The sequence below is a fragment of the Gelidibacter maritimus genome (genome assembly GCF_014062315.1).
In the GTDB taxonomy this organism is placed as follows: domain Bacteria; phylum Bacteroidota; class Bacteroidia; order Flavobacteriales; family Flavobacteriaceae; genus Gelidibacter; species Gelidibacter maritimus.
In genome coordinates, this window is the sequence record NZ_JACGLT010000024.1 from 1 (window position 1) to 13,225 (window position 13,225).

Below are 13,225 nucleotides of genomic sequence, written 5' to 3' on the forward strand. Positions count from 1 at the left end.
TGTGTGTGCCCAGTATGGGCATCTTTACCTTACTGCAAAGTAAGATATTAATTTAGAGGGTGCAAGTCCCTTATGCGCTGGAGTAACTTCTGGAAGCATTAGTAAGTCGCAAGGGCGGTAACCGTGAGGTTATGTCTGAAGAAAGCGAGACTACAAAACTCGGTACTGACGAACAGGAACCGTATACAGAGGCATATTTACCTGGGTAAGCAAGCACATCATTGTAACGCCCAACGATTATCAAAAGGGTAAATATGTAGATACGGCAGGGATTGAGTGAAAGAAGATGTTCTTACCTGGGGAGGTCTCCATAGCCACGTGTTGGCATAATGGAGAAGTCAGCAGAGGTCATAGTACTTATAGGAAACGAGCTGTGAAAACAAACCACAGAAGTCTCACAGATAAGGAAGGACTGAACATTAGATTATGTTGGAATTTGATTGGGAAGCCTAGCTAGCCCCATCTTAGACCAACAGGAGTATTTACATTTTACTGACCCTATGATTGAAAAGGTATTAGAAGCAAAGAATCTTTATAAGGCGCAACGTAAAGTTGAGCGCAATAAGGGAGGGTGCGGAGTAGATGGTATGAAGACAACGGAATTGGCTGCTTACATAGCAGAACACCGTGACGACCTACTATCTTCTATACGCACACACCGCTATGTACCAGACCCGATTTTAGGGGTTTCCATTCCAAAAGGTATGGGTAAGACCAGACTTTTAGGGATTCCAACAGTAGTGGATCGATGGCTACAACAATCGGTAAACCAACAGTTGATGGTTGAGTTCGAATATGAATTTGAACCGCTCAGCTATGGTTTCCGCCCCAATAAGAACCTGCACAAAGCAGTACTACAAGCCCAGCAGTATATCAATACTGGATATCAGGACATTGTAGATATTGATTTACAAGGGTTCTTTGACGAGGTAGACCATATGCGATTACTGCAACTTATTTACAATAAGGTAAAATGCCCAACTACCTTGCGTCTAATCCGAAAATGGCTACGAGCGCCCATACGTATCAATGGACGGCTCGAGAAACGCCGAAAGGGAATACCGCAGGGAAGCCCTTTGAGTCCATTACTATCTAATATTTTGTTAGATGTACTGGATAAGCATATGGAGTCGAAAGGACTGCTCTATGTTCGCTATGCGGATGATTTTAGTGTTTACACTAGGAGCAAGAGCGAGGCAAAAAGGATAGGTAATGAGCTGTATATCTTTTTAAGGGATGCACTCAGGTTGCCTATTAACAAAGCCAAGAGCGGAATTCGCAGACCTGTACATTTCGAACTGCTTGGACACGGTTTTGTACCTGTCTACAAAAAGGGAACAAAAGGGCAGTATCAATTAGTTGTATCACAAAAGAGTTGGGGCAAGTTTAAACGCACGTTAAAGCGTATTACGCAGAAGACCAGGCCTATATCGCTGTTAGAACGGCTTGGACGGCTCAATGAAGTCTGTCGGGGATGGATTAACAACTATCGGCTGACCCAGAGTTATGCTAAACTTAAAAAGCTAGATGCTTGGTTAAGAAACCGATTGCGATATTGTATTTGGCACGATTGGAAAAAGCTGGAACGTAAACGTAAAAACCTTATTAGATTGGGGATAGAGCAAGGGCAAGCGTATGCTTGGAGTAGAACCCGAATGGGAGGATGGGCAACAGCCCAAAGCCCTATTTTAAAAACTACCGTAACCATCTCCAGACTCAAACGAAAAGGCTATAAACCGCTAGGAGATTACATCGATAGAGCGCAAACTTTAATCTGGTGAACCGCCGTATACGAGACCCGTACGTACGGTGGTGTGAGAGGCGCAGTGGCGACCGTTAGGTCGTCACCCGTCTACTCGATTGTGCAAAGTATTTTACGTCCCAAATTGTATTTTTCCTACCTTAAAATTTCGCAAATATGGTAAAGCATTTAACCATTCTCCTTCTATATTAGAGGTTGATTGTTGTAATAATAGGAAGAAAAATAATAAGTTCCCATTATTAGTGTCAGATAAAATCCATTTCAAATCTGGGTTTTTAACTCGTTGGGTTTGATTTGAAAAACCAATTGGTAAATTATCGAAGTAGACAAATCCTTTCTTTAAAACAAAAGCAGCATCGATTGTTTTTGATGCCGTTTGTATCCTTTTTTCTTCTTCTAATGGCAATCTGTCAACTTTAATATTTAGTTCGTTGTGTATCTTTGGAATCCATTTGTAAACCGTTGACATATTTGAAGGTCCATTATAAGCAATTACAAAACAAAGAATTGAAGGTGGAATATATCCTGTACTAAAACTTCGACTTGTGTTTTTTGTAAGACTCTTGGCGTTTTTGGCAGCGTTAATAGACTGTTTCATATCCTTTTCAGTGAGTGTTGATTTAATTTCTATCGTAGCTATCACAGATTCCACTAAAAAGGCTTTTATTCCACCACCGAAGTCAAGTTTCGGATAGTTTTTCTTATATAATATAAGGTCAAATTGATTTCGTTGTACATTTGGTTTAGAATCTGCATCAATAATTTCGCCTGTTCCAATTGCTATATGCTCAGGTAGATGTTGCTCAAGAAATTCTTTAATAAATGCTTCTCTTGGTGTGCCTTTGTGTAGGGGATGACCGCTATTTGCAGGTATTTTAGATATTGCAATAAGAGCATCTTCACGTGCATCCATATGGCTCTTTATCATAAATTTCTTAGATTAAATTATTAAATGTAACGAGGTTTTTTTAATATTTTGCACAACTTGCGTATACAATCACTAAAAGTATTCATATCTGCCCAAAGTATGCCCTTGGAAGCAACTTCATTTACTCAACTATATCGTAATCATAGTTAGCCCTCCAAATTTGCAACCCCCAATCTACCACCTTTCCCTCAACTTTCCAATAAGTAGAACTACGTATATTTCACATCAAAACCCTGTTTTCCTTGTGATCTCTCAAAATCGGCCTACAATCCTCCACAAAAACCGCATTTAAAGAACCCAAACCAATGTCAAACACAGAGGGAGAACACCGCTTAAAAACCATCTAAAAAACTCCCTACATGGGCAAATAAAGATGACCTCCCGAAATCAAGACCGTTTTTTAAAATAGGCTTTGATCTCCCTCGCCGTGTCACGTGCCGTTTTCCCTACGCCGTAAATGGTGCCAGAGGCAAAGCCGGTCCAATAGCCATAGCCCACCAACCAAAGCCGAGGTTCTTTTACGGAGCGGGTGCCTTTGGTGGCGATGCGATGGTCTTCCACCACCTCCAAAACTTCCAAATGTTTGAGGTTGGGTTTAAAGCCAGTGCACCAGATCACGGCGTCAAAAGCTTCCTTGTTGCCGTTGTCCCAGATCACGCCGTCTATGTAAAATGAGGCAAAGGGTCTGACATCGTGGTACACATCGCGCTCTAGGCCATCGACCACACTTTCCACAAGGACGATATCACTTAAAGACACCCGCCGATTAAAAGCGTCGGTGGTCTCATCAAAAAAACTGGCATTGGCTTGGTGGAATAGGTAGCGGCCATCGATATTTTCAGGAAGAAACCGCGGGGGATCCAAAGTGACCCAAGTCGTGTCTGCCACCTTGGAGACTTCCGAAAGGATCTGGGCACCGGAGTTGCCGCCGCCTATGACCATGACGTTTTGGTCTCTAAATGTGTCGGCATTGCGATAGTCTGCCGTATGCAATTGCACGCCTTGGTAAGCCTCCTGATTGGGGTAGTGGGGCAGGTACGGATTTTTAGCCGTTCCCGTAGCACTGACCACGGTCTTGGCATAAAAATCCCCTTGATTGGTTTCCATCTTAAAAAGATCGGCTTCCTTGCTGACTTGTACGACTTGGGTGTTTCTTTGCACCGGAAACTCGTAACGGGCCTCGTAGGCTTTGAGATAGGCGATAAACTCATCCCTAAGCGGGTATTCGTCCTTGGTGTCTGGCATTTTCCACCCGGATAAAGAACTGTAATCGGTGGGTGAGAATAATTTTAGACTGTCCCAATACTGCAACCAGGCGCCACCAGCTTCGTTTTGATCGTCTAAAATGAGATAATCCAGGCCGCTTCGTCTTAAAAAATACGCCACAGAAAGTCCGGCTTGTCCGCCGCCAATGATGATGAGATCGTAACTTTTCACTTTAGATGTCGGTTTTATAAGTTAAAGACAGGTTTCGGTTTTGGTTTGCTCTCATGAGTGGCTTTCGATTTGTGAAAATACATAAAACAATTCGGTGGCAATCTGTAAACTTCGTTCCTGATATTTTTCGGCTTGTTGTGGCGTATCATCAAAGGCCTTCGGATCGGCATAGGTGATGGGGATGCGCAAGTCCGAACCGGGTACGAAGGGGCAGGCCTCATTGGCCGAATCGCAGGTCATGATGGCGGCAAAGTCAGATTCTGGATTAAAATCGTCATCCAAGCGTTTTGAAAAGCCAATGATGGGATGGGCATTGGCGGCATATTTGATGCTGTAAATGGGATTCCTGCCTTCGGAAAGCTGCGCAATCTGAAACCCAGAATTCCGCAAGGTCTCCACAACCATGGGAAACAAGGCGGTGCTTTCTGTACCACCCGAATAGCAGAACACCTGTTTCAACTGAAAGTGATGGGCCATGGTCTGCGCCCAGACTTGCGATAAGTGGCTCCTCCGCGAATTGTGGGTGCAGATAAAATGTAGGTTCACCACTTGATCCTGATCCGCTTTCGCCTGAATATAGGCCACCAAAGGCTGTAAAATGGTTTTACGTTCTGCGGCTAGTGTTTCTGGCTTTAATTGGGCAATGAAACTTTCAATTTTTGAGAAGGTCATAGTGATTTAATTTGGTGGAATACGATTTGATTTTTTAAGAGGACCGGTGAGGGTGAGTCATTGGTTTAAATGTTTATTTGTTGTTGCCATAACATCATAGGAAAAACGCAAAGATGTACACAATCAATGCGGTAATGGCCGTGTAAAAAAGGCCGATAATGGAGACATAACCGAGTCTTTTATGGGCGATCGAAAAGCTGCCTGGCAGGGTTTCTCGCTTTTTGTATTTTTTATTGGAGGCGAAAATGGTAATGCCCCAAATGATATAGGTCAACACGGCTCCGATGATATGGGCCACCAGCACCGTCTTGAAAAATGACGTATGGGTATATGCGCTATTGGCGACCAAACTCCCCGAACCTCCTGCAACCCGAATCTGAATTTCAAGAATGAGCACGGCAATCACACAGGTCCAAAAGAGTCGCTTTTGAATTTTAATGTGGGTGCGATAGTCCTTTTTCTTGATAAAGGAGACGGCATATAGTGAAATAAAAGGGGCCAATAAAGACAGGATAAGGATGCCAAGGGTAATAATAAAGGTGGTTGTCATGCGTTCTATTGGTTTCTTTTGAATAGAGACGCTAACTTAAACAAAAATGAGTTAAAATTTAGCGCATAGCCTTTATAATCGTACAGTTGCACCGCACTGTTAACCCTTGTGGCTCATCTTCCGGAAAACCCCGGAATATTAAAAATGCCCATGGCAAGATCGATCCAAACCAATAGAACGATTAAGAGAATTATTCCAAAACAAAGATATCGGTTGGTCTTGTTTTTTACTTTCCTCAAAATGAATTCAATTGATAATGCAGTACTGAAAATGAGAATTCCAAAGGATATAAAATCATTGATTTTCCAATTAAATCCTTTGCCATCGATGCCCGTACCAACGGTCAATTGCAGGATCAGCGGAATCATTAACAAAAGAGTGCCACCAAGTAAAATATCAATAAGCCTTTTGTTGGGATATATTGTTGGTTTTTGATTTGTTTTCATTTCTGCCTCATTTTATAGTTTGTTGTCTTTTGTTTGAAGAAAAACCATAATGACCGCCGTAGTGATGACTCCCATGAGCAACGCACCAACGGTACTTTGAATGATATAGTTTTGAAGATTGAAGTAGGCTTCCGCTTCTGCGACAGATTTATGATACCCGGTTGCTACGGAATAGGCAATGACGTTTGGGAAATATTCAGGAGTGATGATGGTGGAGGTAATCCATTGGGTCAATGGACTCAGCACCGCGATAAATACCGAGAGGATCAACCCAGACACAAAACCTTGTTTATAGCTCATCTGTCCCTTATAGAAGTTTTGTTTTTTATCTTTCAGGGCCAGCACCAGCACAATAATTGCCGGGATGGCAAATAGGTTGGTGAGGTACATGTGCTTGTCAATATGTGTGCTGTGCAGACCGACCAATTTTTCTAACAGCATCCAAAGCAAGCCAACAATAGAAAAGATGATGGCCCATTTAATTTCGATGGCTCTGGTTTTCATAGGTCGGTTATTTTGCGTTATCGTAAGCGGTCTGTAGCCAATCTATTACCTCTTGATCAATGTCTTCGAGTTCGGTCAGCTTTATTTTGTGAGAGCACATGGCATTAGGTTTTTCGGCTTCTAATTTACCTTTTGGATCCTGGCCTTTTAAATTAATTCCGATTTCAAATCGGGTCTTCGTAGCCGGGTTAAGTGTAGCGAACTGTTTTTTGCGCCTTAAACTGACATAGGCCTTTTTGGGTGCAATGTCAATGTCATTGCCAAAGCTCTGTATGGTGGAAATTAGCTTGTCGTAAATGGGTTTTAAGTGTTCTTTGCCTTGGTACTGACTGCTGATGAGATCATCTTGGTTTGCAACTGATCCGGCATCCGATTTGTTGGCTTTATGGGCCACTAAATTCGCAAAACCGTAGGTAAAATCGTGCTCTTTCTTTAAAAAGGTGATAATGGCATTGTGCTTGGTCAGCTGCTGCTGTTTTACAATGTCTATCCATTGTTCCAAGGTCTTGCCCGTGTTTTTATGCAGATTGTCAATCATTTTTTGGGCTGGATCCATAGGCAAGAGTATATGTAAATGTAAGTGAAATGACCTTAGAAAAATCGAATGGACCTATTTTGAATGAAGGTAACGACGGTTTCTATGTTTAAAAATACAAAACTATTTTTAAATATATAAGATATTGGGCTTTTGGATGCGATAAAATATTACCAGTAATATAATCAAGGCTGACCTTTAGCACCTTGATACTGCGGTCGTTTTTTGGTAATTTTGATTTCGGGATTGAGTTCTAACAAGTCGGCAATCAATGCTTCATTATTTTCAGGCGCAATATAGACCTCGTCGTAGTTGTTGAACTTAATGAGCAGTCCTTTTGTGGCCATGGCTGGTTTAATGCCGCTCCACTTCGTTTTACCAACCACGATTTCTTTGATTTTGGGAAGGTCAATACGGCCTCTTAAAAATCCGGAACGATAAACCAATTGGTTCTTTTCAGTTTTATAGACCGTATCCAAATAAATCCAAAATATGAGCACAATCGGACTCAGTAAAGGCAGCAAAATGAATGGGTTTTCGGTAAATGTATGCTTATCGAGAAAGAAGATGGCAATGGGTAATACTAGTGCACCAATCAGCAGATAATTGATCAATCCTTTTCTTCTGGCTTTATATATTTTCATGCGATAGGTTCTGTTATATCGTGTTAGGTTTTATAATTATATGTATTAGTCAAAATGGTTCAATCCGTAGTCAATAAAATTTTTCCAATATGGGTGCTGCTTTCCATCAGACGATGGGCTTCTGGGGCCTCTTGTAATGGAAAGGTTTTATAGACGACAGGTTCAATTTGCTTTGAACTAAAAAGCGGCCAAATGTTCTTTTGCACAGCATTGGCAATCCTCGTTTTGACCTGGTCCGATTGCGGCTTTAAGAGGCTTCCGGTCAAAGTGAGATTCTTTTTCAGCACCGTGAACAGGTTAATTTGGACGTCCATACTTTTCATGCCGTTAATATTGATGAGTCGGCCCTTGTCATTTAAAATATCAAGATTCTTTTGCGTGTAGTCGCCCCCAACCATATCTAAAATGACATCTATTTTTTCATCCTTTAAAACCGTTTCAAAGGCTTGTTTTTTGTAATTGATGATCATGCCGAGGTCCAGGTCATTTAAAAATGCCATCTTTTTATCGCTGCCCACGGTGCTGTAAACTTTGGAGCCTAAGGCCTTGGCCATTTGCAAACCCATGGTGCCAATGCCACTAGTGCCGCCGTGGATCAATAATTTCTCCCCAGGTTTCAACTGACCCTGATGAAAGACGTTGAACCACACCGTAAAAACCGTCTCTGGAATGGCGGCGGCCTCTATTAAACTGATGCCTTCGGGTATGGGGAGGCAGTGCGAACTGTTTACAGCAACATATTCAGCATAGCCGCCGCTGGAAATAAGGGCACAGACCTTATCGCCAATCTCTTTATCTTTTACAGCCATGCCGACGTCGACTACTTCACCTGAAACTTCCAGGCCTGGGATCAAAGTTCCTATCGCGCCATGGCCATAGGCCGCCATGTTTTCTCTGGTACTGATATCGCTCCGATTGATGCCCGCTGCCTTTACTTTTATTAAAACTTGATGTTTTTCCGGTTTAGGTTTTGGAGTTTTCTGCAGCTGCAATACTTCAGGCCCCCCAGATTTTGTAATATGTATGGCTTTCATGCGTTCGTTTTCATTAAAGAAGCATAAAGATAATATATATTGAATTGATGTCCATATTACATAGTATATTGGTCCTATTATTTGCTCAAATTGGAGTATTCATTGCGGTCCATTTATGACTTCCAAAGCGCGTGCCATCAGAATCTTATGACATCTTTATTAATATATTATGATGATTTTATGTATTATAATTCTATAAAAATGTATTTTCGTTTTTCCTAAATCAAATGAAATGACAGTGACGGAGTTTAGACCCATAATAAAAGTAATTGAAGAAGCGTATGAGATCCCGCATCTGAAGGCCACACGTAAGATTTCGGCCTTGTTGCCACACGATTATTACACCACAGATAAGCACTATCCGGTGTTATATCTTCAGGACGGACAGAATTTGTTCAACCCCATGGCCCCATTTGGCGATTGGGCGATTGATAAATCTTTGGAAAAATTGGCGCAGGACGGTTTTAGCGATGTAATTATTATTGCCATTGACCACGGTAATCATGAGCGCATCAATGAATATTTGCCGTATTACCATCCGCGTTATGGCGAAGGGAAAGGTAATTTCTACATCCAATTCATCATTGAGAAACTGATTCCGTACATCAATAAAAATTACAGAACGCTCACCGATTTTGAAAATACGGGTATTGGCGGCAGTTCTTTGGGCGGGTTGATCAGTTTGTATGCAGGTTTGCAGAATCCAGGCGTGTTTGGGAAGATGATGATCTTTTCACCAAGCCTTTGGATTTCAAAAACCATATTCAACCAGACCACATCGTTTAAGCCTTTACGAAAATCAAAAATCTACCTTTATTCTGGTGGCATGGAAAGCTCTGAGCATTTGCCAAATGCCCAAAGATTAGAGGCCATTTTTAGAGAAAAAATGGAACAGAACCACGATATTGAGTTTAAATTCTCAGTCAATGAAATAGGCGTTCACGCCGAAATATACTGGAGACATGAGTTTCCGAAAGCTGTTAAATGGCTTTATTTTTAGAACAAAGTACTAAGTATCAAAAATTAAGTGCTCAGTATCAAGTGTCCAAATATTGAGAAATATTAAATGCTATGATTTTTAAACACGTTTCAAAAGTAAATACAAATCAGGATGTGATTGTGCCTTGCAGAAAGGACCAATTGGAACATCTCAAACAATTTATAACTATTGAAAAGCCGGATTTTGATGGCGAATTCTCAACCGTTCAAATGCTTTATGGTGCGGAAGGGAACAGGGTTTATCTGTTGGGTCTGGGAGAAGAAAAAGATGCTGTAAAAATTGATGAGGCCTTTAGAAAACTCAGCTTCGATCATAAAAAATATTGGAAAACTGCTATACAGGTGGTTGCAACCGATCTATCGGATGCAGAACTTCAGAAAGCAATCATCGGACTTGAAATGTCGGCCTATGAGATAGGTACGTTTAAAACAAAGAAGGACGAGGTCAATGCCATTACTTTCGAGATTGTCAATTCAAAAGATATTACAACAATTCTTGAAGAAGCAAAAGCCATTGGTGCAACCATTAATCGGATCAAAACTTTGGTAGATGCTCCCGCGAATCAGAAAACACCTGAATTCTTGGGCCAATGGGCTAAGGATTCCGCAACGGATTCAAATTATAAATGTACCGTTCTTGACGAAAAAGAACTCAAGGCACAGGGTTTCAATGCAGTTTTGTCGGTAGGGCAGGGCAGTGTCAATCCGCCAGTAGTCATCGTAACGGAATACATGCCAAAAAAGGACAGTGCAGTGGATATTGGTTTGGTCGGTAAAGGCATCACCTTTGATACAGGCGGTCTGTCCATAAAACCCTCCACAAATTTACACTATATGAAGAGTGATATGGGTGGCGCTGCAGTGGTGTTGGGTGTTGTGGAGTTGGTGGCAAAATTAAAGCTTAATGTCAATCTTGTAGGGATTGTCGCTTCCGCGGAAAATGCTGTGGATAGTAATAGTTACAGGCCTGGCGATGTCATTGACAGTTATTCAGGGAAAACTATTGAAATCATCGATACCGATGCTGAAGGCCGATTGGTGCTGGCTGATGGTTTGAGTTATATGATCAAAGCATTTCAACCAAAACAACTGATTGACTTGGCCACCTTGACAGGAAGTGTGGTACAGACCTTGGGCTATTCGGCTGCGGGCATGTTTACCAATAACACACAAATGGCCGAAAAACTCTCCAAAATAGGCTTTGATACCAACGAGCGGGTGTGGCCATTGCCATTGTTTGCCGATTATGAGAGCGATTTGCACAGTGATATTGCCGATTTGAGAAACTTTAGCGGGAAGCCTGTGGCAGGTGCCATTACCGCTGCTAAATTTTTAGAAGCATTTACCGACGAGCACAAGGCCTGGATGCATTTAGATATCGCAGGGGTTTCTTTTGGCGATTCTCCGTATTCAAAAATGAAAAGTGCCAGTGGATTTGGTGTGCAATTAATTACAAATTATATTAAGGAGATAGCGGGGAATTAAGGCTTTATTTTGTATTTTGTATCAAAATATAGATGTATAACTTTTTAGCTTCACTTTTTTAAATCTTAAATCATTTTTGGTTTTAGAGGTTCAAAAATCCGCTAGTCAAACTCCATAATACTATGTCAAATAAACGACCACTTAATTTTTTATGCGTAACCACGTATCACAAAGGCGCTGATTTTATTAAAAGCTGTAAGGCCGAAGGTAACAATGTCTATCTCTTGACCAAGAAACAGCTCGAACATGAGGTTTGGCCGTGGGAAGCTATTGATGATGTGTTTTATGTGGATAACTGGAACCAAAGTGATGTGACCAAAGGGATTGCCTATAAATTCAGAACGATCAAATTTGACCGATTTGTAGCCTTGGACGATTTTGACGTCGAAAAAGTAGCATTGTTGCGTGAGCATTTTAGAATGCCTGGTATGGGTCGGACCACCTCACATTATTTTAGAGATAAATTGGCCATGCGTACCAAAGCATTATCCGAAGGCATTAATGTGCCGGAATTTACGGCCTTGTTTCATGATGTGGATATCAATGCTTATGCCGATCGTGTGAGTCCGCCTTGGTTGTTGAAGCCCCGTTTGGAAGCTTCGGCCACTGGAATCCGTAAAATCAATAGCAGGGAAGAGTTGTGGCAAATTGTCAATGTGCTGAAAGATGAGCGCGATAATTACTTGATCGAAAAATTTGCGCCCGGTGATGTGTATCACGTGGACAGTTTGATTGTTGATGGGAAGGTTGTTTTTTCTCGAGCCAGCAAATATTTGGACACGCCATTTGAGGTTGCTCACGGTGGTGGTGTCTTTAGATCGGCTACTTGCGAAATAGGATCTAAAATTGATAAGGCCCTTAATAAAATGAATGCTGATGTTATGAAGGCCTTCGGGATGCAGTTTGGGGCGTCGCATACAGAATTTATTGCATCAAAGGAAACTGGGGAACTGTTTTTTCTGGAAACATCTTCAAGAGTCGGTGGTGCGAATTTAGCCGAAATGGTGGAGTTTGCTTCAGGAATCAATCTCTGGGGCGAATGGGCACGGATTGAATCAGCGTCCCTTAGAAAAGAAACTTATACACTGCCAAAAGTTAAGAATCAACACGCGGGAATCGTCGTGTCTCTAAGCAAATTCGAGAATCCTGATACATCCAGTTTCAACGATTCTGAGATTGTTTGGAAAATGGATAAAAAATGGCATATCGGGATGATTGTGGCATCAGACAGTAGCGACCGCGTTATGGAGCTACTGGATAACTATACCCAACGGATTGCTTCAGATTTTCATGCAAGTATCCCGGCCCCGGATAAGAGTCTGTAGTTTAGTTAAGGATTAGGGATTAGGTGTTGAGATTAGATACTTCATAGTTCAAAAGAAGGTCACAATAACATTGGAGTGTCATTGCGATATGAACGTTCTGCATTGTATTGCTCTGCGTAAATCTGCGAAATCTACGAGAAATTAACCGATATAACATATCTGACTACACCCATGTTTTCGAGATTGGAAGGCTAATGTCTGAAGTTATTCAATCTGTGGTGATTACTGTTGGGAGGTGACTGAAAAAAGTAGATCTCAATTTGTTGAGGTTCTTACGCAGAGTTACACAAACCTAACTGCCGGCGAGGCAGGGGAGGCACAACGTTACACAAAGAGATTTTGCTGTATATAGACGAATTAACGTAATTTTTCAATCCGTGAAAATCCGTGTAATTTGTGTCTAAAAAAAATCAATGTAAATCATAAACAATCCGCGTCTTCTGCGATCCAAAAGATGAGAATTCTAACTTATTAAAGCGATAAGTTTAATCTATATCTCAATTTAAAATCGGTGAAATTTTTCAACCGGTAAAAATCCGTGTAATTTGTGTCTAAAAAAATCAGTGTAAATCATAAACAATCCGCGTCTTCTGCGACCCAATAAGATGAGAATTCTAACTTATTAAAGCGAAAAGTTTATTCTATATCTCAATTTAAAATTGGTGAAATTTCTCAATCCGTGAAAATCCGTGCAATTTGTGTCTAAAAAAAGGTAAATCTCAATTAGTTGAGATTGAGTTCTTACGCAGACTTACACAAAGAGATTTTGCTGTATATAGAGGAATTAACGCAATTTTTCAATCCGTGGAAATCCGTATAATTTGTGTCTAAAAAAATCAGTGTAAATCATAAACAATCCGCGTCTTCTGCGATCCAAAAGATGAGAATTCTAACTTATTAAAGC

13 protein-coding genes are annotated in these 13,225 nt (G+C 41.2%); 4 read left to right on the top strand and 9 right to left on the bottom strand.

All coding sequences use genetic code 11. The features are described from left to right. Positions 1-440 precede the first annotated feature (440 nt). A complete protein-coding gene (ltrA, locus tag H3Z82_RS18350) occupies positions 441-1,781 on the top strand; it encodes a group II intron reverse transcriptase/maturase (RefSeq protein WP_449528468.1) in 1,341 nt (446 codons plus the stop codon). A 93-nt stretch (positions 1,782-1,874) separates the two neighbouring features. Here ltrA and H3Z82_RS18355 read toward each other — a convergent pair whose 3' ends face one another. The 9 genes from H3Z82_RS18355 to H3Z82_RS18395 form a co-directional block, all read right to left on the bottom strand. Then, positions 1,875-2,690 carry a DUF6602 domain-containing protein gene (locus H3Z82_RS18355; RefSeq protein WP_182206952.1) on the bottom strand — a complete coding sequence of 272 codons (816 nt, stop codon included), beginning with the start codon at positions 2,688-2,690 and terminating at the stop codon, positions 1,875-1,877. 387 nt (positions 2,691-3,077) lie between these two features. Further along, positions 3,078-4,127, bottom strand: coding sequence for an ArsO family NAD(P)H-dependent flavin-containing monooxygenase (locus tag H3Z82_RS18360; protein ID WP_182206953.1), 1,050 nt, complete (start codon positions 4,125-4,127; stop codon positions 3,078-3,080). 51 nt (positions 4,128-4,178) lie between these two features. Then, entirely contained in the window at positions 4,179-4,799 is a 621-nt protein-coding gene (locus H3Z82_RS18365; RefSeq protein ID WP_182206954.1) for an arsenate-mycothiol transferase ArsC, read from the bottom strand. Positions 4,800-4,893: 94 nt separating this feature from the next. Further along, entirely contained in the window at positions 4,894-5,349 is a 456-nt protein-coding gene (locus tag H3Z82_RS18370; RefSeq protein WP_182206955.1) for a DUF420 domain-containing protein, read from the bottom strand. Positions 5,350-5,462: 113 nt separating this feature from the next. Then, positions 5,463-5,795 (bottom strand): hypothetical protein, encoded by a 333-nt coding sequence (locus H3Z82_RS18375; protein WP_182206956.1) that lies wholly within the window; start codon positions 5,793-5,795, stop codon positions 5,463-5,465. Positions 5,796-5,807: 12 nt separating this feature from the next. Further along, positions 5,808-6,299 (bottom strand): DUF4199 domain-containing protein, encoded by a 492-nt coding sequence (locus tag H3Z82_RS18380; protein WP_182206957.1) that lies wholly within the window; start codon positions 6,297-6,299, stop codon positions 5,808-5,810. 7 nt (positions 6,300-6,306) lie between these two features. Next, positions 6,307-6,855: a DUF5655 domain-containing protein gene (locus tag H3Z82_RS18385; RefSeq protein WP_182206958.1), complete on the bottom strand. Its 549-nt coding sequence runs from the start codon at positions 6,853-6,855 to the stop codon at positions 6,307-6,309. 164 nt (positions 6,856-7,019) lie between these two features. After that, entirely contained in the window at positions 7,020-7,478 is a 459-nt protein-coding gene (locus H3Z82_RS18390; protein WP_182206959.1) for a PH domain-containing protein, read from the bottom strand. Between the two features lie 59 nt (positions 7,479-7,537). Beyond that, the gene (locus tag H3Z82_RS18395) at positions 7,538-8,512 is read right to left on the bottom strand and encodes an NAD(P)H-quinone oxidoreductase (RefSeq protein ID WP_182206960.1); all 975 of its coding nucleotides are present in this window, start codon (positions 8,510-8,512) and stop codon (positions 7,538-7,540) included. Positions 8,513-8,744: 232 nt separating this feature from the next. Between H3Z82_RS18395 and H3Z82_RS18400 the strand changes: the two genes are divergently transcribed. The 3 genes from H3Z82_RS18400 (at position 8,745) to H3Z82_RS18410 (ending at position 12,321) form a co-directional block, all read left to right on the top strand. After that, the gene (locus tag H3Z82_RS18400; RefSeq protein ID WP_182206961.1) at positions 8,745-9,512 is read left to right on the top strand and encodes an alpha/beta hydrolase; all 768 of its coding nucleotides are present in this window, start codon (positions 8,745-8,747) and stop codon (positions 9,510-9,512) included. Positions 9,513-9,583: 71 nt separating this feature from the next. After that, a complete protein-coding gene (locus H3Z82_RS18405) occupies positions 9,584-10,996 on the top strand; it encodes a leucyl aminopeptidase family protein (protein WP_182206962.1) in 1,413 nt (470 codons plus the stop codon). A 122-nt stretch (positions 10,997-11,118) separates the two neighbouring features. Further along, positions 11,119-12,321, top strand: a complete 1,203-nt coding sequence (locus H3Z82_RS18410) for an ATP-grasp domain-containing protein (protein ID WP_182206963.1) — start codon at positions 11,119-11,121, stop codon at positions 12,319-12,321. Positions 12,322-13,225: the final 904 nt, after the last annotated feature.

Bases quoted from the DNA above. Each gene is read 5' to 3' on its own strand.
- H3Z82_RS18355 (WP_182206952.1), bottom strand. From the start codon at position 2,690: ATGATAAAGAGCCATATGGATGCACGTGAAGATGCTCTTATTGCAATA.
- H3Z82_RS18365 (WP_182206954.1), bottom strand. From the start codon at position 4,799: ATGACCTTCTCAAAAATTGAAAGTTTCATTGCCCAATTAAAGCCAGAA.
- H3Z82_RS18370 (WP_182206955.1), bottom strand. From the start codon at position 5,349: ATGACAACCACCTTTATTATTACCCTTGGCATCCTTATCCTGTCTTTA.
- H3Z82_RS18375 (WP_182206956.1), bottom strand. From the start codon at position 5,795: ATGAAAACAAATCAAAAACCAACAATATATCCCAACAAAAGGCTTATT.
- H3Z82_RS18380 (WP_182206957.1), bottom strand. From the start codon at position 6,299: ATGAAAACCAGAGCCATCGAAATTAAATGGGCCATCATCTTTTCTATT.
- H3Z82_RS18385 (WP_182206958.1), bottom strand. From the start codon at position 6,855: ATGGATCCAGCCCAAAAAATGATTGACAATCTGCATAAAAACACGGGC.
- H3Z82_RS18390 (WP_182206959.1), bottom strand. From the start codon at position 7,478: ATGAAAATATATAAAGCCAGAAGAAAAGGATTGATCAATTATCTGCTG.
- H3Z82_RS18395 (WP_182206960.1), bottom strand. From the start codon at position 8,512: ATGAAAGCCATACATATTACAAAATCTGGGGGGCCTGAAGTATTGCAG.
- H3Z82_RS18400 (WP_182206961.1), top strand. From the start codon at position 8,745: ATGACAGTGACGGAGTTTAGACCCATAATAAAAGTAATTGAAGAAGCG.
- H3Z82_RS18405 (WP_182206962.1), top strand. From the start codon at position 9,584: ATGATTTTTAAACACGTTTCAAAAGTAAATACAAATCAGGATGTGATT.
- H3Z82_RS18410 (WP_182206963.1), top strand. From the start codon at position 11,119: ATGTCAAATAAACGACCACTTAATTTTTTATGCGTAACCACGTATCAC.